This window comes from Pelagicoccus sp. SDUM812005 (assembly GCF_031127875.1).
Classification (GTDB): domain Bacteria; phylum Verrucomicrobiota; class Verrucomicrobiia; order Opitutales; family Opitutaceae; genus Pelagicoccus.
In genome coordinates, this window is record NZ_JARXIA010000019.1 from 1 (window position 1) to 20,995 (window position 20,995).

Sequence of the window (20,995 nt, forward strand, 5' to 3'; positions counted from 1 at the left end):
GCGGTTCAGTTCCGCTCTGCTATCGCGCCTGAAGGCGGCGTACTGTCGCTTGTGTCTCGGATTTTGGATACGGCGAACTTGCCCGGTGCCGTGCTCTGCTGGCTGGCTTTGATGTGAGACTTGGCGTGGGCTGAAAGCGGTTCGGAGTCGTTGGGCGTCGGGCGTCTCTTTAAATTCACAAAGCGTTCTTGGTTTTGTGGTTGTGAACTTTACAAAGCTGGATAGGGTGTCGCGTGGAACTAGTTGATTCCAAACACGCTTAGAGAATATCATGCAAAAAAAAGCAATTGCCGTAATTATGGGAGGTGGCCGTGGTTCGCGCCTCTATCCACTGACAAAAGAGCGCTGCAAGCCTGCCGTGCCGCTAGCGGGGAAGTACCGATTGGTCGATATCCCTATCAGCAACTGTCTCAATTCCGGGATCAACAACATCTACTTGCTTACGCAGTTCAATACGGCATCGCTGCATCGCCACATCCAGGAGACCTACCGCTTCGATCCGTTCGCAGGCGGCACCGTTGATATTCTCTCCGCGGAGCAGACGGAAAAGGGGGACAGCTGGTACCAAGGGACTGCTGACGCGGTACGCCAGAACATCCACCACTTTACCAACAGCGAATACGACTATGTCATTATCCTTTCGGGCGACCAGCTCTACCGCATGGACTATGACAAGATCATCGCCGAGCATATAAAGAACGATGCGGAGGTGACGGTTGCAGCGATTCCTTTTCCCGCGCAAAACTGCGGCGGCCTAGGGTTGATGCGCGTTTCCGAATCGCTCGAAATTACCGAGTTCGTGGAAAAGCCGACCGACCCGAAGGTGATCGAAGGCTTGAAGATTCCGGAGAATATTGCCGGCACGCTCAAGACCAGCAACTCCAAGGAGTGCTGCCTGGCTTCGATGGGTATCTACGTTTTCAATCGCAAAACCATGATCGACGCCCTCGATAATTCGATGACGGACTTCGGCAAGGAGGTGATTCCTTCCTTGCTTGGCACATCCAAGCTCCGCGCCTCCATTTTCGAAGGGTACTGGGAAGATATCGGAACGGTTAAGGCGTTTTTCGATGCGAACTTGCAGCTCGCGGATCCTATGCCGCAATTCAACTTTTTCTCGCGCGGGCGTCCGATCTTCACCCGCGCTCGCTACCTTCCAGCCAGCAAGATCAATCGCTGTTCGATCAACCATGTTATCATTGGCGATGGCTGCATCATTACCGACTCCTATCTCAAGCGCTGCGTGATCGGCATTCGCTCGGTGCTGCGCGAGGGTACTCGTCTCGAAAACGTCATCATGATGGGGGCCGACGATTTCGAAAGCGCGGAGGACCGTCGCCAAAACAAGGAGCTAGGGCGTCCGGACGTGGGCGTGGGCCTCAACTGCGAAATCAAGAATGCCATCATCGATAAGGGCGCTCGCATAGGTGACAACGTGAAGTTGAACCCCGAAGGGAAGCCGGACATGTACGAAAAGAACGGCGTCTTTGTGAGGGACGGCGTGGTTATCGTGACCAAGAACACCTGCGTGCCCTCGAACACGGTATTTTAAACGCTTATTTTCCGATGAAGATCCTCGCTTGCATAGACGGCTCCCAATATTCCCAAAGTTGCTGCGAATACGCTGCCTGGGTGGCTAGCCGTATGAAGGCGTCGATCGACGTCGTTTACGTCACAGATCTGCGGCAGTTCGAAATTCCGTTCGTCGCGGATCTTAGCGGTAGCCTTGGGCTGCAGCCTTACCAATCGATCATGGGGGAGCTGCAGCAGCTCGAAGAGCAAAAGGCTTCCCTCGTATTGGAGAGGGCTGAGAGTTTGCTTCGCAAGGCGGGGTACGAGGGCGCTGTTTCGCGTATCCACAAGACGGGTTTTTTGGTCGATTCCTTGAGTGAACTGGAGGAGTCGGCGGAGTTGATCGTAATTGGCAAGCGTGGAGAAAACGCGAATTTCGCGGCTGAGCACCTCGGTTCCACCATGGAGCGTGTGGTGCGGGCTTCGAGCAAGCCCTGTCTGGTTGCGTCTCGGGCGTTCCAGCCGGTCGAAAAGGTGCTCTTGGCCTACGAGAACGTAGCCAGCTGCAACGCTGCGATAGACTACTTTTGCAATTCGATCTGCTTTTCGGACATCGAGCTTCACTTGGTAAGCGTATCCAAGAAAGATGACGAGGGTGACGTGTTGAGCGAGTTGAAGGCGGCGGAGGATCGCCTGCGTTCGGCAGGCTTGAGGGTGACTTGCCAGATGCTGCATGGAGCGGTGGCTCCCGAGCTTTCCGAATACGCTAAGGAGACGGGAATCGGCATGTTGGCCATGGGGGCGTACGGACATTCCAAGATTCGCCACCTGATCATTGGAAGCACCACTACGGAGATTCTCCGGGATTGTCGTTTGCCTACTTTGCTGTTCCGTTAGCTTACTTAGTGTTTTAGCGGATGCATTTGCATTTGAACGGCTTTTGCCGTTCTTATTGCGTTGCCTGACGGAGCGTTCCCCGGTCCTTTTCGGACCGCTCCGAAATGGGTGCCTCTACGATGAATAGCAGTACGCGAATCCAAACACGAAACTCCTTGATATTGCTTTTAGGGCTGGCGTTTATCGCCGTCCCGTTGGCGTTGTCTTTCGCGCGGGCTTTGGGGGAGTCTCGGTCGGTCGCTCATGATGCTCGCATTCTGTCGGAGGCGTTGCGTTCGAAGATCGATGCTGCCGACCTAGGGGGAGCTCATGACTCCTTGGAGATTGCGGAGGCGCAGCTCGAGGCGTTCGCCGCCCGAACTCAGTCTCGTTCCACGTTTCAAGGACTGTCGACGGTGAGTATGCTGAGCGTCGGGCTGGGGGCGGGAATGGTAATCTTCAGCCTGTATTCTTCTTTTAACTACGCTCGTAGGATGGATTCGGGGCTCGGCGTCCTGAATCGACTGTTGTCGGATGAGCCTTCGGTGGGGGGCGGTGGAGTGGAGGCGATCGCTTTGCCGCAGGTTCGCTCCTTGGCGGCGGAGCTTCAGTCGCGGTTGCGTTCGTTCGACGATTGGATCGAGCGATTGAACAACGACCGGACGGACGCTTTGTCCGAGCTGGAGAAGGAGCGCTTTTCCTTGTTGGAGAAATTGTCCGAAAAATCGAAATCCGCTCGTTCCGCGGTGGATTTCAGCGCCAAGAAGGGAGATTTCTTGGCGACGATGTCCCATGAGATTCGCACTCCGATGAACGGCGTTTTAGCTGTCGCTGACGATTTGCTGAGTTATGACCTAGATCGGGAGATTGCGGACAAGGTCGAGATGATAAAGCTGTCCGGCGAGTCTTTGGTGCGAATCCTCGACGACGTGTTGGACTTTTCGAAGATCGAGGCCGGCAAGCTCGATGTGAAGCTGGAGTCCTTTGACTTCACCTTTGCCTGTAGCGCGACGCACTCCCTCTTCAACGCATTGGCGCGGGAGAAGGGGCTGGATTACACGCTCTCGGTCGCTTCCGATGTTCCGCAGTATATATTGGGCGATTCCGTCCGCGTACGTCAGGTGATTGCGAATCTGTTGAGCAATGCCTTGAAGTTTACCGACGAGGGAGGCGTTTCTTTGACGATCAAGAAAGAGAGACGGGAGGCGGAAGGCTTGTTGATTTCGGTCGCCGACACTGGGATTGGCATCGATCCCAAATCCTTCGATCGATTGTTCGAGGCGTTCGGGCAGGCTGAAACGGGATTGGAGCAAAAGGGGACGGGCTTGGGGCTCGCGATTTCCAAGCGCCTGGCTTCGTTGATGGATGGTGAATTGAGCTACCGCGGCAATACGCCTACTGGGTCAGTATTCGATTTTTGGATTCCTTATTACGCGGGCACTCCGGTAGCTCAGGAGGTCGAACTTGCTCGCTCGGACGTCGTGGTGGAGGATGCGTGCATTTTGGTCGTGGAAGACAACCGGATTAACCAGCATGTCCTGGAGTCGCTCCTGGAGCGAGCTCGGCATCGAGTGCATATCGCTTCCAACGGGCTTGAGGCGTTGGAGTTGATTGAGCAGCACGCATTCGATTTGATCTTTATGGATTGCCTGATGCCGAAGCTTGACGGCTTCGAGACGGCGAAGCGGATCCGTTCCCTGCCGGAGGGGCATGCCAATCGCGGAACGCCGATCATTGCCTTGACGGCGAACGCCTTCGCTCACGATCGAGATCTGTGTTTCGATGCCGGTATGAACGACTTTCTTGCGAAGCCGGTGAAAAAGGAAACCTTGCTGGGCGCGGTGAACTACTATTGCCGGGCGAAAAACGGCTGAGCTGTTCTAGGGGGAGCGGTGTTCGAAGTCGATGGCTCCGCCTCTGGCGTGATTTTTGTCCGTTCCTTAGAGAAGCGGAAGGCGAACGAAGGAGATCTGGTTGACCAGGCTGTCGTAGAGGCGCGGCTTCTCCATGGGCTGAACCTTGATGAGTTCGATGATAGCGGCGTTGAGCTCGAGGAGCACGGAGTCGCTCAAGGTCATGTCGGACTTGAGGTTAGCGAGTTCGCAACGGTAGCTGAGCCAGTCTGCCTTGAATTGGAGGGCGTGGTATTGGCCGCTGACTTCTCTTTCGATTTTGCGGCAATCCTTGTTGGAGTATTCGCCTTCGAGCAATTCGCTGATCCGTAGGATCTGGGCTTGCTCAACCCAAGTGAGCTTCTCGGCTTCGACTTCGGTCAGCAGGCAGCGTAGTCGCATGATCGACTCGGAAAGCTCCTTTTTCTTGGTGCGTAGGGCGAGTCGGAGGGACTTGTGGCTCCAGTTGTTGAGGAAGCGGCCTACGAGCAGGAAGCGCCCTTCGTGGCTGAGCTTGTTGAGGGGGTGGTGAGGCGAGGAGAAGCGCGGCGTGAAGTTCGCGTGGTAGCGTTCGAGGCGAACTTGCAGGAAGCGTTCGAAGTCGGATACGCGGCGCGTGTAGGGGAGGTAGCGCCAGCAGTCTGCCAGCACGTTTTTGAGTTCGAAAAGGCGTTCGGCTTTGTTGTCGACGCCGGCGAGGAAAAGGTACTCGGAAATAAAGTTCGCGTAGTTGGAGGTCGCTTGCACGTAGGCGTGCACGTTTCCTCGGGCGGCTTTGCGAAACAGGGAGCGGATAAGACGGCGCTCGGGGGAGAAGGAGTCCTGCGACAAGCGCTGGACTCTGAACTTTCTGAGAGTCATGCTACTAGATGGATCGTGTGGTCTAAAGGGAGTGACGAAAAGCTAGGCCAAAGTGGGGCGCGCCTAGTCTTCGTCGGAGCCTCTAGCGATTGTCGCGCGACAATCGTAAGTGACTCGAAGCCAAATTTCTCGAATATCGAAGAGACGAATTCGAGCATGCTTCACATAGAGTGAAAGCGATTCGGTTTGTAGTTTCTCAAAGTCGGAGAGCATGCCGAGGGCGGTGTTAAGGGACACCATTCCGCGTTTGAAGTAGGCGATCGCCAAGGCGAAGTCGTCCATGTCCAATGCGGTTACGGCTAGCAGTCCGTAGTAGTCTGATTCTGTAAGTGCAGTCTGGTAGGAAAGGGCTTGGGCGGCGTCTACCGATTCGGGGGTGAGCGCCACGCGGCGTCCCCATTGTTCGACGAGCCATCCGTGCAGGGCCTTGCTGGATACGAAGAGGGGATGGCGGTGAAGGGTGTAGGGAACGCTTTGTTCGGGCTCCGCATCGCCGTCTTGCTCGAGGCCTTCGGGGCGAGGTTGCCAGCCCATGTAGAGCGCTACCTCGTCTAGCCGGTTAGAGCTGCGGATCAGTTTGCTGTAGATCGCTTGGTATTTCCTGACTTCGTCGGATTCGGACTGGAGGTACTGCTCCCAGTTGAATTCGTTCCAAGTGGATTCCCAGCTTTCTTCCCACTCGTTGTTCGGGTTCGCGTCGCTCTCGTAATTTCCCATTCGGTTCGTTTACTGGCTTTTTAAAAAAGTCGCCGAAACGTAAGAATGGGGTTTCGGCGATGCAACTTAATATTGATAGTTATTATTCCCAATACGTTGTTCACAAAAGCGGGGAGGTTGAGAATTGGTTTCGCGGGAGATATTTCGCTGGTGTCTTGCGTTTATGGCTGTTTATTAGGGGCTTATGAATGATTCGGATTCGACTTTCTATCTTACGGCCTACTTTTCCGGCCACGTCCAAGGGGTGGGGTTCCGCTATTCGACTGCCCAGCTCGCCAAGGGCTTCGAGGTAACCGGGTTCGTGAAGAACCTGGCGGACGGGCGAGTTGAATTGGAGATCGAGGGCGAGGAAGACGAGTGTCGCGGCATGTTGGCCAGCGTGGAAGACGAGCTCGATGCGTACGTGCGCAAGACGGAGTGTTCGGTAGGCCGGCGCCCGCAGAGCTTTACCACTTTTCGGATCGCTTAGCGTTGAAGGAGTCGGTCCAGGCAATCGAGCTGCGCGAGCTGACCAAGGACTTTCCGTTGATGGAAAGGGGTCGCTACTTGCGGGCAGTGGACGGGCTGACCTTGAGGATTCCAGAAAATTCGGTTTTCGGGCTTTTGGGGCCGAACGGGTCGGGTAAGAGCACGACCATTCGCATGCTGCTAGGGCTGTCGGAGCCTTCTCGCGGCGAGATCCGCATCTTTGGCGCGTCGCCTCAAGAGGCGGAGGCGCGTCGCCGGGTCGGCTACCTGCCGGACGCGCCCTACTATCACAAGTTTCTCACGGGGCGGGAGTTGCTGCGCTTCTTCGGCAAGTTGCTGGGCATGTCCCGGAGCGAATTGGAGAGGCGCGCGGAAGAGCTGCTGGCTCAATTTGGCTTGGCGGATGCAATGGATCGCAAGCTGGGCGCCTACTCGAAGGGAATGCTGCAACGGCTCGGCTTTGCCCAAGCGCTTTTGGGAGATCCGGATATTTTGGTCCTGGACGAACCGACTGCTGGAGTGGATCCAGTGGGAGCTGCGGAGGTGGGCGATTTCGTCCGTGGTTTGCGGGAGCAGGGCAAGACGGTGTTGCTGTGCTCGCACTTGCTGACGCAGGTGCAGGACTTGTGCGATGCGGTAGGCATTATGAACAAGGGGCGTCTGTTGGCGAGCGGGAGCATCGACGAGCTGCTCGGCGTCGGAGGAGACGCTCGCTTCGCGATCGAGGGATTGACGGGGTCCGAACTTGGCGAGGTGGCTCGCTTCGCGCAGGAAAAGGGAGGCGACTTGGTCCCGCTCGGCCAAAACCTGGAGGACCTTTTTCGCAGCTTGGTGAGCAAGGACGACCAGCGGGGAGGTGAAGCGTGAGAGGGGCTTGCGATCGAATTGCCGCCATTGCGGGCAACACTTATCGGGAGGCGATCCGGATGCGTCTGTTTTTGCTGCTGGCGGTCAGCGGCATCGTGTCTTTGGTGGGAGGGCTGTACTTCCAGGAGTTCAATCTTGGATCCTCCGAGTTGCGCTTCATCGCGGACTTCGGTTTCGGTGCTATGACCTTGTTGGGGTCGATCGTGACAGTGGTCGCCACGGTGCAGCTTCTTTACGGAGAAATCGAGCATCGCACTATTCTTCCCATCCTTTCGAAGCCGGTAAGCCGAGGGGAGTTTCTGCTGGGCAAGCTCCTGGGGGCATGGCTGACGATATGCTCGTTTATCGGGATCCTGACGCTTGCCTTGCTTGCGGCCTTGTGGATCCGGCAGTGGCAGATGCCGGATCTCGGCGAGGAGGCTCTCTTGGAGCAAGGCGCTGTGAGCTCTTCGGGGGTGTTGCTTTTCGCGCTGATGCAGTGCTTTCGCCTGATGGTGCTGGCTAGTGTTACGGCTTTCTTTTCGGCGTATGCGAGCTCGTCGCTGTTCGCCGTTTTTATGGGCTTTTTCGTTTGGGTGATCGGGCAGTTGCGCGGATCTTTGGATGCCCAGTGGGGAGAGGGAATCGGGCAGAGTCTGCTCAAGACGCTGACTCTTTTGATCCCGGACTTTCGTATTTTCGACTTGGGAGCTTATGCGTTCGGCGAAGCCGAGGCCTCTTTGGTTTCGTTGCTCGGGCTGGTCCTTTATGCCGTTGTTTACGCGGCGCTCTATGGTAGCTTGGCGGCTGTGGTCCTGAAGAATCGTGAATTTTAAGCGTCGATTACTCATCCTCTGGTTTGCGTCCTCCTTGTTGGTAGGCTTGCTGACCCAGCCCTTAAGGCAGGGAGCCGTCGCCCGCGCGGAGTCCGGCGAGTCGTTGGCCTCGCTGGCGGATGGCTTGGGACAGGGAATCACCTTCGCCGCGCTCGGCGGTTATCGGACCATTGCAGCCAACTTCGTTTGGATCAGCATGTACGGGGACTGGCGGTACCGGCTAAAGGGCGAGGTATTGGAAAAGATGCAGCTGGCGGTTTCCTTGAATCCGGATTCCGTATACTTTTGGGTGGATGGCTCGCGCATCATCGCCAACGACATGCCGGTTTGGCAGGTGGGCGACGATTTGATGGAGTCGCTTTTCGAAAGCGAAGAGGGGATCGCCATCCGCAAGGCTTATGGAGAGCAGGCTTTGGCGTTCCTCGAGCAAGCTCCAAGGGCGGTGGCCCAGCGGGTGCCGGTGCTAGTGGAAAAGGCGTCGATCTGCTGGCAGCGCTTGGCCGATCTCGACCGGGCTTTGGTCTATTTCAAGCAAGCTGTGGAAAAGGAAGACGTGCCCAACCATATTTGTCGCGTCTATGCGGAGATATTGGTCAAGAATGGCGAGGTTAAGAAGGCTTACGAGTATTTGAAAAGCCATTACGCGGGTTTGTCGGACGATGACCGGACCGCATTGAAGCCCTTCGTGGCGCGTCGCATCGAAGAGCTGAAGGCGAAACTGGAGAGCGGTTCCTGAAGCGATTCTCTTGGCTTGCCCTCGCGCCAGCTTGCTGGAGTATTTGCCCAGACTATGGACGAGAATCTACATCCCATTTCTGACAGGTTGCTAACGCAGGCGGATCGCGAGTTGTCGCTTGGACAAAAGGGCAAGGTCGTTTGGCTTTGCGGCCTGTCGGGTTCGGGCAAGAGCACCCTTGCCATTGCCTTGGAAAAGACGCTGCACCAAAAAGGAAAGCACGTGTACGTGCTGGATGGAGACAATATCCGCACGGGACTGAACGCTGGCTTGGGATTTTCGGACGACGACCGTCGCGAAAACATCCGTCGCATCGCTGAAGTATCCAAGCTTTTCGCGGATGCGGGCATGATCACGCTTAACTCCTTCATTACTCCGACCGAGGAGCTCCGCGCTTTGGCTCGGGAGATTATCGGCAAGGAAAACTTGATCGAGGTCTACGTGAAAGCGTCCTTCGAAACGTGCAAGCAGCGGGATGTGAAAGGGCTGTACGCTAAGATGGAGAAAGGGCTCGTTCCGAATTTTACGGGGAAGGATTCTGGCTTCGAAGAGCCGCAGGTCACGGATTTGCTGATCGATACGGAAGCTCAGACGGTGGAGGAATCGTTGGCGGCATTGGTCGATTTCGTATCTCCGCGGGTTGAGCGAAGCGAATAGGCTAACCTGTTCTTTATGCCGCTGATTTTCCTGAAGCTTGCCAAGTGGGTCCTGAGTAAGGGGATTGTCTTGGCGGTGGTCGGAGGATTGGCTGTAGGCGCCTTTGCCCTCTGGATGTATGTCCAGAAGAGCTACCATTCGGAAGGATCTCGGGTTAGCGAGCTGGCTCAGCTGCAGGAGAGGGCGTCGCTGCTCTACACGGAGCTGGAGTCGGCCCACAAGCGGCTGATAGAGCTTGGCGAGGAGATCGAGGAAACCCGCAAGCGCATCGAAGCGGCGAATAAGGTGATCGAGTACTTCGACGGCATTTTGAACCGTATCGAAAGATTCATTACGATGAGCGCCGCGGAGCGGGCGGAAAGCGAACGGAAGCTGCAGGAGGCCAAGGCGGAACGGAGCTCCTTGACGGATGCTCGGAAGTTGTTGGTCAACGAACAGTCCGAGCTGCGAGTGAAGCGGATCACGTACAGCGAGGAGGCGAAGGCGCTGGAGGCGCGGATCGGTAAGCTTGAAGGCGAGGCCTCGGGCTTTGTCGAGCATTTGGAGAAGGCGTGGACGCTCCTGAAACCCTACCTCTTGGTGGCCCTGGCGAGCGCGATACTCCTGCCGATCGCGTGGAAGCTCTTTGCGTTCTATGTTTGGGCACCGCTGCTTTCGCTCTCGGGGCCGATTCGCTTGATTGACGAAACCTTGCCGAGCGCCTCGCTGGGCGATTCTGGTGTCTCTGCTCGCGTGAGTCTGGCGGATGGCGAACGCCTTTGGGTAAAGGAGTCTTACCTGCAGGCTTCGGACGAGAGCTTGAAGCGGAAGACGCGGTTCATCTTGGACTGGAGTATCCCCGCGACCTGCTTGGCGGCGGGCTTGGTGGAGCTGGTGGAGCTGCGGGCTCTGGAAGGCGTCGGCGGGCAGGTGACGGTCTCTCCCCAGCGAAAGGCGGAGTTGGAGGTGGCGATCGTCGAAATCCCGGAAGGCGGGCAGATGGTCGTGCGTCCCAGCAGCATCGCCGGTTTGGTTTCTCGCTCCGGCAAGCCAGTTGATATCAAGCGGCGGTGGCGACTCTTTCATCCGCAGGCGTGGCTGACCTTCCAGTTCCGCTACTTCGTGTTCCAGGGCGAATGCTCGCTGATCGTTTCGGGGATCCGAGGCGTTCGTTTCGAAGCGATGGATACGGATACGGCCCAAGGCCGGCGTTCCAACCAGATCGCTACCATCGGTTTTACTCCAGATCTTGGATACGGCGTAGTGCGGGCGGAGACGTTTTGGGGGTACTTCCGCGGCTACAATCCGCTCTTCGACGACGTTTTTCGCGGAAAAGGCGCCTTTCTTTGCCAGGAGATCTCCGAGGAGGAGGCCAGCCAGGCGTCTCGGTTTTGGAGCGGCGTGTGGAATGGCCTGCTGAAGGTTTTGGGCGTATGAGCTGCGGAACCTTCCGTTCTCCATGTTTAGCTTTGATACTGCCAGCGCAACTGGCTTCATTGTTGGCGTACCTCCTGCTATTCGATTGCTCGACCCTTTGCCTATGAAAATTTCCAACCAGAAACTGACTCGCAACATTCTAATCGCCATGGTCCTAGGCTTGTTCTTGGGGATCGTGATAAATGTCACGGGCTTGCAGGAGAATGCCTTCGTGAGCGATCACATCCTGAATGGAGCATTGGGAGTCGTAGGGGACGTTTTTATCCGTTCCTTGAAGCTTTTGGTAGTCCCTTTGGTTTTCGTGTCCTTGGTGTGCGGTACGGCTGCGATGGATGACGTGCGTAAGCTGGGGAAGATTGGGCTCAAGACGGTGTCGCTGTATTTGCTGACGACCTGTATCGCCATCTCCATCGCGATGATGTTGGCGTTCATCTTCAAGCCGGGCGTCGGGGTGACCCCTTCTGGCGTGGAAGATTATGTCGCTGTGGAAGCTCCCACGATCTGGCAGGTCCTTACGAACATGTTTCCTACGAATCCCGTGAGCGCCATGGCGGAGGGCAATATGCTGCAAATCATCGTATTCGCGATCTTGTTCGGCTTGGCGATGGTTGTATCCGGAAAGGCAGGACAGCGGATCCTGGACATTTTTTCCGATTTGAACGAAATCGTGCTCAACCTCGTTCTGGTGCTGATGTTGATCGCTCCCTTTGGCGTTTTCGCTAAAATCACGATCGTCTTCGCGGACCAGGGAATCGCGGCGATCGTGGAGCTAGGGAAGTATTTCTTGCTGGTGATCCTCGCGTTGGTGATCCATGCGGTCATCGTCTATCCGCTGCTTTTGAAGAGCCTGAGCGGATTAAGTCCGTTCCAGTTCCTCAGGAATTTCTACAAGGTTCAGATCTTCGCGTTCAGCACGGCGAGCAGCAACGCGACGCTGCCAGTGACCTTGGAAACGGCCGAGAAGAAGTTGGGGGTCAGCAATTCGACGGCATCCTTTACCATCCCGCTCGGGGCCACCATCAATATGGACGGGACCGCGATCATGCAAGGCGTGGCCACGGTGTTCATCGCACAGCTTTCCGGCGTGGACCTGAGCTTCGGTCAGATCCTCATGGTGGTGGTGACGGCCACCTTGGCTTCGGTGGGTACCGCGGGCGTGCCGGGCGTGGGCTTGATCATGTTGGCGATGGTGCTGAACCAAGTCGGTCTTCCGGTCGAAAAGGTCAGCCTGATCGTAGGGATCGACCGAGTCCTCGACATGCTGCGTACCGCCGTGAACGTAACCGGCGACGCGGCGGTTACCTGTATCGTTGCGAAGAGCGAGGGGCAGCTCGACGAAGATCGCTACAACGCGGATCCGGACGCAGCCTCCTAGCTTGGAGATTCGTTAGCTTTCGCTATGGGGTTGTTTAAGCTCAATTCAGAGTACCAGCCGATGGGCGACCAGCCCGAGGCGATCGAAGCCTTGCTGAAGTCGCTTCGAGCGGGGAACAAGTTTCAGACCCTTCTTGGCGTAACTGGGTCCGGCAAAACCTTTTCCATGGCGAACATCATCGCCGAGCTGGATCGGCCTGCCCTGATCATTTCCCACAACAAGACCTTGGCGGCCCAGTTGTATTCGGAGTTCAAGCGATTCTTTCCCGAGAATGCGGTGGAGTATTTCGTGAGCTATTACGACTACTACCAGCCGGAAGCGTACGTTCCTTCCTCGGATACCTACATCGAGAAGGATTCTTCGATCAACGACGAGATCGATCGTCTCCGCATTTCAACTACGAGCAGCTTGATCAGTCGGAGGGATGTGATCGTGATCGCGAGCGTTTCCTGTATTTACGGTCTTGGTTCGCCGGACGATTTTCAGGAGTTGATGATCCCGCTGCGCATCGGAGAAGAGTATGGTCGGGACAAACTGCTGAACGGCTTGATCGAGATCCTCTACGAGCGGAACGATATCAACTTGGAGCGAGGGCGCTTTCGCGTGCGCGGCGATGTGGTGGACGTGATGCCGGCCTACTTGGAGAAAGGGCTGCGAGTGGAGTTCTGGGGGGACGAGATCGAGCGGATTTCGGAGTTCGATCCCTTGACGGGCAACGTGATTCAGGAACTTGAGCAATTCGACCTGTATCCAGCGAATCAATTCGTGACCACCAAGGAAAAGATGGAGCGAGCGGTCGATGTGATCAAGGCGGAGCTCAAGGAGCGAGTGGCGGCCTTTGAGGCGAAGGGGCAGCTCCTGGAGGCTCAGCGGATTTCCATGCGGACGAACTACGATCTGGAGATGATGCAGGAGGTCGGCTTCTGTAACGGGATCGAAAACTATTCCATGCACCTCTCCGGACGTACGCCGGGGGAAAGGCCGTTCTGCCTGATAGACTTTTTCCAGAAGGACTTTCTTACCTTTATCGACGAAAGCCACGTGACCATACCGCAGGTGGGTGCGATGTACGCGGGGGACCGCTCTCGTAAGACGACTTTGGTGGAGCATGGGTTTCGGCTGCCGTCGGCTTTGGAGAATCGACCGATGAACTTCCAGGAGTTCATGGAGGTGACGGGACAGACCATTTACGTGACCGCCACGCCGGCGAAGTTCGAAAAGGAAAAGAGCGCGGTTGTCGCCGAGCAAGTGATTCGACCCACCGGCCTGCTTGACCCCGTGATAACCATTCGCCCGACCAAGGGGCAAGTTGAGGATCTGGTCTCGGAAATCCGCAAGGCGATCGATTCGGGGGAGCGCGTGCTAGTGACGACTTTGACCAAGCGCTTGAGCGAGGACATTACTGCTTACTTGCGGGAGAAGGATATCAGCTTGGAGTATCTCCACTCCGACATCGACGCTCTGGAGCGGGTGGAGATCTTGCGGCGTTTGAGAGCGGGACGTTTCGACGTATTGGTTGGGATTAACCTGTTGCGGGAGGGCCTGGACTTGCCGGAGGTTGCTCTGGTAGCCATTCTCGACGCGGACAAGGAGGGCTTCTTGAGAAGCGAAACCAGCCTGGTGCAAACCGCTGGCCGCGCCGCCCGGCATGAGAAAGGGCGAGTCATCTTTTATGCGGACGTCATTACGGACTCGATACGGCGGACCATGGAGACCACCGAGTACCGCCGGTCCAAGCAAATCGAATACAACACGGCGCATGGAATTGTCCCGCGGAGCGTCAACCGCGGCGACCAGGAGAGCCTCCGTGAGCTCCGCGAGGAAGAGTCGGAAACTCCGCTAGTGGTTGGCGAAGACGACGACGTGCAGGCGGTTATCGACGAGCTGACGGTGGAGATGGACGAAGCGGCAGCGAAGCTTGAGTTCGAGAAGGCCGCCTTGTTGAGGGATCAGATCGATTCCTTGAAGTCGGGCGGAGCTGCTGCTCCCGCTCGGAAATCTGGTTACGGGCGTAAGCGTCGACGCTAGTTTGTTGGCTGGCCGACGCTGGTCATACTTGAGTTTCCACAAAAAAAGCGGAGGCCGAAGCCTCCGCTGAAATTTTGACTAAGAACAAATTGTAAGTACCGAGACCTAGAGGCCTTGGGATGCGATGTAGACCTTGCGGACCTGGTCGAGGTAGCGACCGATGTGGTCTTGCGGGTCGATGACCTGTACGCGCTCGAGCAATGGGATCGCCTTGCCGAAGCGCTCGCGCGAGACGTAGGAGCGTGCCCAGGAGATGAGAGCTCGTACTTCCCAAGCGCGAACCTTGGTGGCGCGCTCGAAGTAGAGGTCAGCTCGCGAGTAGCCGTCGGTGGTTCCCTTGCTGGAGTTGAACTCGGCGAGCAGGAGGAGGGCTTGGCCATCCATTGGATCGCGCTCTACGAGCTTTTCTAGGATTGGGATAACCTTTTCGCCGCCGCCGGTTGCGAGCCCGATCTGGGCTTCGAAACGGAGGAGCTTGAGCGAGTTTTCGTCGGACAGCTGGTCTCCGAAGCTGGAGCGGACGTCTGCGATGACGGTCTTGGCCTGGTCGTAGGTGCCGCGAGCAGTCATGGTTTCAGCGACGGAAACGTAGACGGACGGGTCCTGCTTGGGGTCCATCTTGATCGCGCGCTGGAAGTAGGTGAGGGCGAGATCGTTGAGGCTGCGGGACATGTAGATGTTGCCCATGAACACGAGGGACTCAGGAGTCGACTTGCCGAGGCGGTCGACGATTTCCTGGATCGCTACGGCTGTTTCCGCGTCGTCGAGACCGAGGTAGGCGTTAGCGGCGCTGGACCAGAGGATATCGTTTTCAGGATCGTCGACGAGGATCTGTTCCAGAACGGCGATGCCTTCTTCGTACTTGCTCTGTTGAAGCAAGGATTTTGCGAGTCCGACTTGCCAGTCCTTTACGTTGGGATCGAGCACGATCGCTTCGCGGTAGGCGGTCTCAGCGGAGAAGTACTTGCCGGTGTTGACGTAGCAGAGTCCGAGCAGACCCATGGTCGTGGTGTCCTTGGCTCCCAGCTCGATTGCCTTGGTGAAGTCCTTGAGGGCGGCTTCGAAGCGGCCTTCCTTGACCTTCATGATGGCGCCGTTACGAACGGCGCGCAGGAAGCTTGGGTGCTTCTTCGCGGCGCTGTCGTAGTACTTGATCGCGTTCTTCAGGTCGCCCTTTTCGGCGTAGAAGTTAGCTGCGATAAAGTCGAACGCAGCGGTCGCGTCCGGATTGAGGGCGAGCGCATCGAGGATGGTCTTGAGGGCTGCGTCCTTGTCGTTGGTCAGCTTGAGCTGCTCGAGCACTTGCTTGACGATGACTTGCTCTTCTTCGGCGAGCTCTGGTTCGGTTTTTGCCAGCATGCTGTAAGACGCGGCGAACGTCTTGGTGATGTGTGGCTGGTTCCAGAACTCTTGGTCTGTCTTGAACTGCGCTGACAGCGACGCGGCGCCGGCGAGGCAGAGGATGCCTGTGGCGGCTATTTTGATTGTTTTGCTGCTAATCATTTTAACTGCTTTTCTTTAAATTTAAGTGGTTGGTCTTATTCGGATACGGCTTTCATGGTTACCTGCGGGGCTCCGCCGGATTCGCACTCGTCCATTACTGCGACGACTAGGCTCATGCGGGCGTTGGGCTCCACGTTGACCGTGATCGGGTGCTCGTCTTGGCGCATGGCAGGTTGAACGATGCCGCGGACGGCTCCGATTCCTACGTCTTGGTCCTTGTAGATTACCTGGCCGTTGGCGCGAACTAGGAAGCTGACGAGTTCCTTGTCCTCGTCGTTTTCTGGGTTGCTGGTCGGGTCGGGCGTGTTTGCGGCCAGACCGGACTCCTCGACAAACACCGTCGTGACGATGAAGAAGATCAGGAGAATGAATACCATGTCGATCAACGGGGAGATGTTGATGTCGGTGGTATCGTCGCCCGAGGTTAGGTTTCTGCGGTTTCTCATTTCTCTTCCGTCCTATTTCAGTGTTGAAACGTAGATGCGGCGGGCCTTGGCCAGCTTGCACTCGTCCACGAGACGGACAACCGTCCCGGCTTGCGCGTTCTGATCCGCTTGGATAATTACTGGGAATTCTTCGTTGCCCGCGAGGACTCTACGAACCTGGGAGCGAATGCCGCCGAGCCCGTAGTCTCTTCCTCCGTAGAAGATGTTGTTCTGGTCCGTTACGGCTATCAGAATGACGTTCTTCGGCAGGTCGATGGAGTTGATGGCGGAAGGCTTTTCGATCTCCACGCCTGGCTCCTTGACGAATACAGTAGTTACGATGAAGAAGATCAGAAGAATGAACACCATATCGATCAGCGGAGAGATATTGATATCGTCTGCTGGTTCACCCGCGGAGCGGGCTCTCTTATTTTTCATCATGGTCGTTTAATTCCTTCTGTTTGAATCCTGTTTTCGCTGGGCGGCTTGCGCTTGGGCGAGCCGCCAGCAATGAACTCAGGTCAGATTGATCTTCTACTTCTTGCCGTTCAGGCCGTTAACGAAGGCGACGGAAGCTTGCTCCATCTCTCCGAGCTTACCCTTGGCGATGCGAGTGAGCAGCGCTTGGCAGAGGAGACATGGGATCGCGACGATAAGACCGTACTCGGTAGTGATAAGAGCGACGGAGATACCGGTGGAGAGGGTAGCGGGGTCGCCTGTACCGAAGACGGTGATCGCCTTGAAGGTATCGATCATACCGGTAACGGTACCGAGAAGACCGAGGAGCGGAGACGCTGCTGCCGTGAGGGCGATGAAAGCGATGAAGCGCTCGAGCTTAGGCTGGGCAGCGAGGAGTCGCTCGTAGAGGACTTCTTCGAGCAGTTCCTTGTCTTGGTCGGCGTGTTCTACGCCGGCGACGAGGAGGTCACCGAAGGGACCGTCGACCGAGTTGGCCGCTTCGAGAGCTTGCTGCTTGTTGCCGGAGTTGAGGCTGTCGAGGATGCGCTGGAGCGTACCTGCCTTCGGGCTCTTGACGGACTTGATTTCGAAGAGCTTGAGAACGGAGAGGAGGATCGCTACGAAGAACATTCCGAGTAGTGGGATCATCACTACGCCACCCTTTTTGATGTGCTCGATGAGAGTTTCGTCTACGAGAGCGAGCTTGAGGGCGTCGCCTTCGGTCGGGTCGACTGGCAACATGCCGGACTTGTTGGCGGTGAGGTTCGCGATGGTGGCCAATACTTCCTTCGGTACGCCGCGGTTTACGACGAGCGGGTAGCCGATGTTGGTGTGGTCGCCTTCTGCGAAACCGACGTTTTCGCCACCGTCGCCGAAGTAGGCGAAGGGACCAGCGAGTACGAAGGTACCGGTTACCTGGAGGCCGTTCTTTCCGAGGGCGTCGCCCTGGATGGTGGTACCGCCCATGATGTTGCGGATGCGCTGCAGGGAGGCCTTAACGACCTTGAGCTGCGCGGTGAACTTTTCGGAGTCGGTCGCGTTTTCTCTTTCGGCGAGGTGTTCCGCTTCGTCGGCGATTTCCTTGTAGTCCTGGAGTTCCGCCGCGTGGATGCGGGTGGAGAACTGCTTGACGTAGGCCGCCATGGTGTTGCGGAGGTAAACGTTTTGGTCGCTGTGTAGCTTCACCTTGCGGCGAAGGTCACTGAGGCTGAGGTCGCGGTTGTCGCGAACGGACTTCTTCTCGTCGCGCTCCTTGCGGGACTCGAGCACTTCGCTCTCGAGGCGAGTCAACTCGTTGGAGAGCGGAATCTTCTCGTTGGCGATGGATTCGCGGAGGGCGGAGAGTTCAGCCTCGGCTGCTACGAGGTCGGCTTTCGCTTCGGCGGTGACCTGCGCGAATGTCTTTTGTGCGTTCGCGGTGCCGGCTGCGATGAGGGCAGCGACTGCGATTGTGGTGAATTTCAAAGTCTTCATCTAAAATTGATCCTTTTGAAGTGGTTTCAAGTACGGGCTTATTCGACGTCCGTGATGGTGATCGGGAGGTCGACGAAGCGTACTGTCGCTTCGCGCTTCTGCATAGCGACTGCGTCGGCGATGTCGGCTGCGAGGGTGTTGTCTTCGAAGCGCTTCCATTCTCCCTTGGCAGGAACCATGTAGCCGGCTTCGCTCTTGGTGCCGTCGACGTAGTAGGCTACGGCGAGTCCGACGTAGAGGGTGTCGACGCGAACGCGCTCGCCCTTGATCTCGCGAATTTCGTTCACGACGGTGAGCTGGCTGTTGAACTTCTCCACTTCCGTGAGGATGGCGATGACGTTCATCACGCGAGCGGAGAGGGTGCTGGCTTCCATTTCGCGCTTCGTCTTCGGGATGCGCTGGGTGAGGATGGCCACCTTGTCCTGAAGCGTCGCGGGGAGGTACTTGACGATGTCCAAGGTTTCCGCTTCGAGGTCTACGATCGTGTTCTTCACGATGGCGGACGCTTGCTTGAGTTCGTTCTCCTCGGCTACGAGTTCTTCGCGAACCTTGTCGGCGGAGCTGGCTTCCGCTTCGTATTCGATGATCGCTTCTTCGATCTTCTCGATCTCGTCTTTGAGGAGATTGATGGATTCGTTGAGTGATTGCTTCTCAACGACCCACTTATTCTTCTCTTCGGAAACGAGCTTCTTGAGTTCTACCCATAGCTTGAGGGTCGAGCGCGTTTCTTTGAGTTCTGGGGCGGCGTTGAGCGCTGCTGGGCCTACAAGCATCATGCTTGCGGCGATTAACATTACTACTTTGTTCTTAGTCATAGTACGGTCTACGTTTAGTCGTAAGGATTTTCTATAGCTATTCTTAGTCTTGAAACTTTAGATTGTGGGTTGAGTCCGAGCGCAGCTGCTTCACTAGGGAAGAGAGCTCCAAAGGGACTGGGGAAAGGGAAGGGGCGTACGAATGGGTAGCAGGCAACACGGTTGAACTCTAGAGGGCTGGGTTGAGACTGGCTCCAGCGAAGTTTGATTCCGCGGGAATCCGAACTAGTTTTTCAGGGGTGTTTTTTTCTAGGATCAAACGAATTGTGGGTTTCTAAGGGGGATTTGGGTCGTACGAAAGTTGAAGAAAAAGGCGATGCCTCGGGGTTTCTGCAAGTCTTTAGCGCACCGTTAATTCCTTCACTTGTAGGAATTGTATGTCTTTGTCAACTGTCTGGCGGAAAAGATCCGAGATTCGACGTATTTGTCGCCAAGCTTTCACCTAGGGTAAGCCGTTTGTTCCTTATGTTCAGGGGCGTGGCTGGGGCGAGCGGGGAGCGGGGAGCGAACTGTATTCAAAAATTGGGTTTGGCCCGCCGCGTCGCCGCTGCGGCGATGGCGTTCTTTGGGGGGGAGTGGAGGAGCTTGATCTTATTGGGGACCAAGCTCTTCGGTCCGAGGCGCCAGCGCTACGCGATCTCTACGAGCACCCGCGTTTCCACGGCGGAATTGAGGGGAAGCCCATTGGAGGAGAGGGCAACCCGGGTATGGCGGCCGGCTTCACCGAAAAGCTCCACGCTAAGGTCGGAGGCGCCGTTGATGACCTTGGGCGCGTCCGTGAAGCCGTCTACCCCGTTGACGAATCCGTCGATGTGGAGGATGCGGCCGAAGGTGGCGAAGTCGTTGGTGGCGACGCGAGCGTGGGCGAGGGCGTTGAGGAAGCACCAGCGGGCGGCTTCGTAGCCGTCCTCGATGGTGAGGTCTCCGCCGATGCGGCCGGTGATGATGGCTCCGTCCTTGACGGGCAGGCTGCCGGAGAGGGAGAGGAGCTTGCCGCTGATGGCGTAGGGGAGGTAGTTGCCTTTGACCTCTCCGGCTGCGGGGAGGGAGAGTCCGAGGCTGTCGAGCTTGGATAGAATGGTTTCGATCATAAAGGGTGGGTGTAGCCTTTCGGCGAGGATTGGCCTAGGCTTTAGCTCGCTTCGGCTCGCAGCTTGTCGACTCCGGTGAAGTGGGCCGATTGCTCGTCGGCGTGGTAGGAGGAGCGAACGAGCGGGCCGGACTCGACTTTGGTGAAGCCGATGGATTCGCCGTAGACCTTGTAGGCGTCGAATTCCTCGGGCGTTACCCAGCGCTCGACGGGCAGGTGCTTGCTGGTGGGCTGCAGGTACTGGCCAAGGGTGAGGATCTTTACGTCGATGGCCCGAAGGTCGCGCATGGTTTGCTCGACTTCCTCCTTGGTCTCGCCGAGGCCCAGCATCATGCCGGACTTGGCCACGAAGCCGCGCTTGGCTGCGTGCTCGAGCATCTTAAGGGAGCGTTCGTAGCGGGCTTGCACGCGAACGGGCTTTTGCAGGCGCTCGACGGTTTCGACGTTGTGGTTGAAAATGTCCGGTTCCGCGTCGAGCACGATGTCCAGCTGCTCGGTCTTGCCGCGGAAGTCGGGAGTGAGCACTTCGATGGCGGTGTTGGGGCAGCGGTGGCGGATGGCTCGGATGGTGGCGGCCCATACGCTGGCGCCGCCGTCCTTGAGCTCGTCGCGGGTCACGGAGGTGATGACGCAGTGCTTGAGGTTCATGGTGTGAACCGCTTCCGCGACGCGGGCTGGTTCGCCGATGTCGTACTCGGTGGGGCGACCGGTCTGGATCGCGCAGAAATTGCAAGAGCGGGTGCAGACGTTGCCCAGGATCATCACCGTGGCGGTCCCTCGCGACCAGCATTCTCCCATGTTCGGGCATTGGGCGCTTTGGCAAACGGTGTGGAGACCCTTGTCGTCGACGAGTTTGCGGACAGCGCTGTATTGCTTGCCGCTAGGCAGTTTGGCTCTGAGCCAGTCTGGCTTACGCGTAGTCATAAGAAAGCACGAGATTAGCCGGACTGAGGAAAACTCAACCCTCAAATGCCGGAGGGCCGACAATAGGGCCGCTTATTTTGGCCGAT

At 57.0% G+C, this 20,995-nt stretch carries 20 protein-coding genes; 11 read left to right on the forward strand and 9 right to left on the reverse strand.

Going from position 1 to position 20,995, the window contains the following annotated elements; all coding sequences use genetic code 11:
• Positions 1-271 precede the first annotated feature (271 nt).
• The 3 genes from QEH57_RS19360 (at position 272) to QEH57_RS19370 (ending at position 4,262) form a co-directional block, all read left to right on the forward strand.
• On the forward strand, positions 272-1,552 hold the full coding sequence (locus tag QEH57_RS19360; protein WP_309008435.1) for a glucose-1-phosphate adenylyltransferase: 1,281 nt from the start codon (positions 272-274) through the stop codon (positions 1,550-1,552).
• A gap of 14 nt (positions 1,553-1,566) precedes the next feature.
• Positions 1,567-2,409, forward strand: a complete 843-nt coding sequence (locus QEH57_RS19365; RefSeq protein ID WP_309008436.1) for a universal stress protein — start codon at positions 1,567-1,569, stop codon at positions 2,407-2,409.
• Positions 2,410-2,528: 119 nt separating this feature from the next.
• A complete protein-coding gene (locus QEH57_RS19370; protein WP_309008437.1) occupies positions 2,529-4,262 on the forward strand; it encodes a response regulator in 1,734 nt (577 codons plus the stop codon).
• Positions 4,263-4,328: 66 nt separating this feature from the next.
• Here QEH57_RS19370 and QEH57_RS19375 read toward each other — a convergent pair whose 3' ends face one another.
• Positions 4,329-5,141 (reverse strand): hypothetical protein, encoded by an 813-nt coding sequence (locus tag QEH57_RS19375; RefSeq protein ID WP_309008438.1) that lies wholly within the window; start codon positions 5,139-5,141, stop codon positions 4,329-4,331.
• A gap of 63 nt (positions 5,142-5,204) precedes the next feature.
• The gene (locus QEH57_RS19380; protein ID WP_309008439.1) at positions 5,205-5,858 is read right to left on the reverse strand and encodes a hypothetical protein; all 654 of its coding nucleotides are present in this window, start codon (positions 5,856-5,858) and stop codon (positions 5,205-5,207) included.
• A 184-nt stretch (positions 5,859-6,042) separates the two neighbouring features.
• On the opposite strand from QEH57_RS19380, the gene QEH57_RS19385 reads away from it, so the two are divergent.
• From QEH57_RS19385 to uvrB, 8 genes are all read left to right on the forward strand, one after another.
• Positions 6,043-6,327, forward strand: a complete 285-nt coding sequence (locus QEH57_RS19385; RefSeq protein ID WP_309008440.1) for an acylphosphatase — start codon at positions 6,043-6,045, stop codon at positions 6,325-6,327.
• Positions 6,328-6,329: 2 nt separating this feature from the next.
• Complete coding sequence (locus QEH57_RS19390; RefSeq protein WP_309008441.1) at positions 6,330-7,193, forward strand: ABC transporter ATP-binding protein; 864 nt, start codon at positions 6,330-6,332, stop codon at positions 7,191-7,193.
• Positions 7,190-8,008: an ABC transporter permease subunit gene (locus QEH57_RS19395; RefSeq protein ID WP_309008442.1), complete on the forward strand. Its 819-nt coding sequence runs from the start codon at positions 7,190-7,192 to the stop codon at positions 8,006-8,008. Before QEH57_RS19390 ends, QEH57_RS19395 begins: the two co-directional genes overlap by 4 nt.
• Entirely contained in the window at positions 7,998-8,744 is a 747-nt protein-coding gene (locus tag QEH57_RS19400) for a hypothetical protein (protein WP_309008443.1), read from the forward strand. The genes QEH57_RS19395 and QEH57_RS19400 overlap by 11 nt, the downstream gene beginning before the upstream one ends.
• 54 nt (positions 8,745-8,798) lie before the next feature.
• The gene (gene cysC, locus QEH57_RS19405; RefSeq protein WP_309008444.1) at positions 8,799-9,401 is read left to right on the forward strand and encodes an adenylyl-sulfate kinase; all 603 of its coding nucleotides are present in this window, start codon (positions 8,799-8,801) and stop codon (positions 9,399-9,401) included.
• Between the two features lie 15 nt (positions 9,402-9,416).
• On the forward strand, positions 9,417-10,817 hold the full coding sequence (locus QEH57_RS19410) for a hypothetical protein (RefSeq protein ID WP_309008445.1): 1,401 nt from the start codon (positions 9,417-9,419) through the stop codon (positions 10,815-10,817).
• A 103-nt stretch (positions 10,818-10,920) separates the two neighbouring features.
• On the forward strand, positions 10,921-12,192 hold the full coding sequence (locus tag QEH57_RS19415; protein WP_309008446.1) for a dicarboxylate/amino acid:cation symporter: 1,272 nt from the start codon (positions 10,921-10,923) through the stop codon (positions 12,190-12,192).
• Between the two features lie 24 nt (positions 12,193-12,216).
• Positions 12,217-14,220 (forward strand): excinuclease ABC subunit UvrB, encoded by a 2,004-nt coding sequence (uvrB, locus tag QEH57_RS19420; protein WP_309008447.1) that lies wholly within the window; start codon positions 12,217-12,219, stop codon positions 14,218-14,220.
• Between the two features lie 105 nt (positions 14,221-14,325).
• Here uvrB and QEH57_RS19425 read toward each other — a convergent pair whose 3' ends face one another.
• The 7 genes from QEH57_RS19425 to lipA form a co-directional block, all read right to left on the reverse strand.
• Entirely contained in the window at positions 14,326-15,723 is a 1,398-nt protein-coding gene (locus QEH57_RS19425; RefSeq protein WP_309008448.1) for a tetratricopeptide repeat protein, read from the reverse strand.
• A 35-nt stretch (positions 15,724-15,758) separates the two neighbouring features.
• Positions 15,759-16,169, reverse strand: coding sequence for a biopolymer transporter ExbD (locus QEH57_RS19430; protein WP_309008449.1), 411 nt, complete (start codon positions 16,167-16,169; stop codon positions 15,759-15,761).
• A 12-nt stretch (positions 16,170-16,181) separates the two neighbouring features.
• Complete coding sequence (locus tag QEH57_RS19435; protein WP_309008450.1) at positions 16,182-16,586, reverse strand: biopolymer transporter ExbD; 405 nt, start codon at positions 16,584-16,586, stop codon at positions 16,182-16,184.
• Positions 16,587-16,682: 96 nt separating this feature from the next.
• Positions 16,683-18,080 carry a MotA/TolQ/ExbB proton channel family protein gene (locus tag QEH57_RS19440; RefSeq protein ID WP_309008451.1) on the reverse strand — a complete coding sequence of 466 codons (1,398 nt, stop codon included), beginning with the start codon at positions 18,078-18,080 and terminating at the stop codon, positions 16,683-16,685.
• 38 nt (positions 18,081-18,118) lie between these two features.
• Positions 18,119-18,895: a DUF3450 family protein gene (locus QEH57_RS19445; protein ID WP_309008452.1), complete on the reverse strand. Its 777-nt coding sequence runs from the start codon at positions 18,893-18,895 to the stop codon at positions 18,119-18,121.
• A 629-nt stretch (positions 18,896-19,524) separates the two neighbouring features.
• Complete coding sequence (locus QEH57_RS19450; RefSeq protein ID WP_309008453.1) at positions 19,525-19,986, reverse strand: RidA family protein; 462 nt, start codon at positions 19,984-19,986, stop codon at positions 19,525-19,527.
• A gap of 41 nt (positions 19,987-20,027) precedes the next feature.
• Positions 20,028-20,909 carry a lipoyl synthase gene (lipA, locus tag QEH57_RS19455; RefSeq protein WP_309008454.1) on the reverse strand — a complete coding sequence of 294 codons (882 nt, stop codon included), beginning with the start codon at positions 20,907-20,909 and terminating at the stop codon, positions 20,028-20,030.
• Between the last annotated feature and the right edge of the window lie 86 nt (positions 20,910-20,995).

What these genes read in the sequence shown, in the direction of transcription:
- QEH57_RS19380 (WP_309008439.1), bottom strand. Translation starts at nt 5,858, where the DNA reads ATGGGAAATTACGAGAGCGACGCGAACCCGAACAACGAGTGGGAAGAA.
- uvrB (WP_309008447.1), top strand. Translation starts at nt 12,217, where the DNA reads ATGGGGTTGTTTAAGCTCAATTCAGAGTACCAGCCGATGGGCGACCAG.
- QEH57_RS19410 (WP_309008445.1), top strand. Translation starts at nt 9,417, where the DNA reads ATGCCGCTGATTTTCCTGAAGCTTGCCAAGTGGGTCCTGAGTAAGGGG.
- QEH57_RS19375 (WP_309008438.1), bottom strand. Translation starts at nt 5,141, where the DNA reads ATGACTCTCAGAAAGTTCAGAGTCCAGCGCTTGTCGCAGGACTCCTTC.
- QEH57_RS19450 (WP_309008453.1), bottom strand. Translation starts at nt 19,986, where the DNA reads ATGATCGAAACCATTCTATCCAAGCTCGACAGCCTCGGACTCTCCCTC.
- QEH57_RS19365 (WP_309008436.1), top strand. Translation starts at nt 1,567, where the DNA reads ATGAAGATCCTCGCTTGCATAGACGGCTCCCAATATTCCCAAAGTTGC.
- cysC (WP_309008444.1), top strand. Translation starts at nt 8,799, where the DNA reads ATGGACGAGAATCTACATCCCATTTCTGACAGGTTGCTAACGCAGGCG.
- QEH57_RS19370 (WP_309008437.1), top strand. Translation starts at nt 2,529, where the DNA reads ATGAATAGCAGTACGCGAATCCAAACACGAAACTCCTTGATATTGCTT.
- QEH57_RS19360 (WP_309008435.1), top strand. Translation starts at nt 272, where the DNA reads ATGCAAAAAAAAGCAATTGCCGTAATTATGGGAGGTGGCCGTGGTTCG.
- lipA (WP_309008454.1), bottom strand. Translation starts at nt 20,909, where the DNA reads ATGACTACGCGTAAGCCAGACTGGCTCAGAGCCAAACTGCCTAGCGGC.
- QEH57_RS19445 (WP_309008452.1), bottom strand. Translation starts at nt 18,895, where the DNA reads ATGACTAAGAACAAAGTAGTAATGTTAATCGCCGCAAGCATGATGCTT.
- QEH57_RS19385 (WP_309008440.1), top strand. Translation starts at nt 6,043, where the DNA reads ATGAATGATTCGGATTCGACTTTCTATCTTACGGCCTACTTTTCCGGC.
- QEH57_RS19415 (WP_309008446.1), top strand. Translation starts at nt 10,921, where the DNA reads ATGAAAATTTCCAACCAGAAACTGACTCGCAACATTCTAATCGCCATG.
- QEH57_RS19435 (WP_309008450.1), bottom strand. Translation starts at nt 16,586, where the DNA reads ATGAAAAATAAGAGAGCCCGCTCCGCGGGTGAACCAGCAGACGATATC.
- QEH57_RS19425 (WP_309008448.1), bottom strand. Translation starts at nt 15,723, where the DNA reads ATGATTAGCAGCAAAACAATCAAAATAGCCGCCACAGGCATCCTCTGC.
- QEH57_RS19440 (WP_309008451.1), bottom strand. Translation starts at nt 18,080, where the DNA reads ATGAAGACTTTGAAATTCACCACAATCGCAGTCGCTGCCCTCATCGCA.
- QEH57_RS19430 (WP_309008449.1), bottom strand. Translation starts at nt 16,169, where the DNA reads ATGAGAAACCGCAGAAACCTAACCTCGGGCGACGATACCACCGACATC.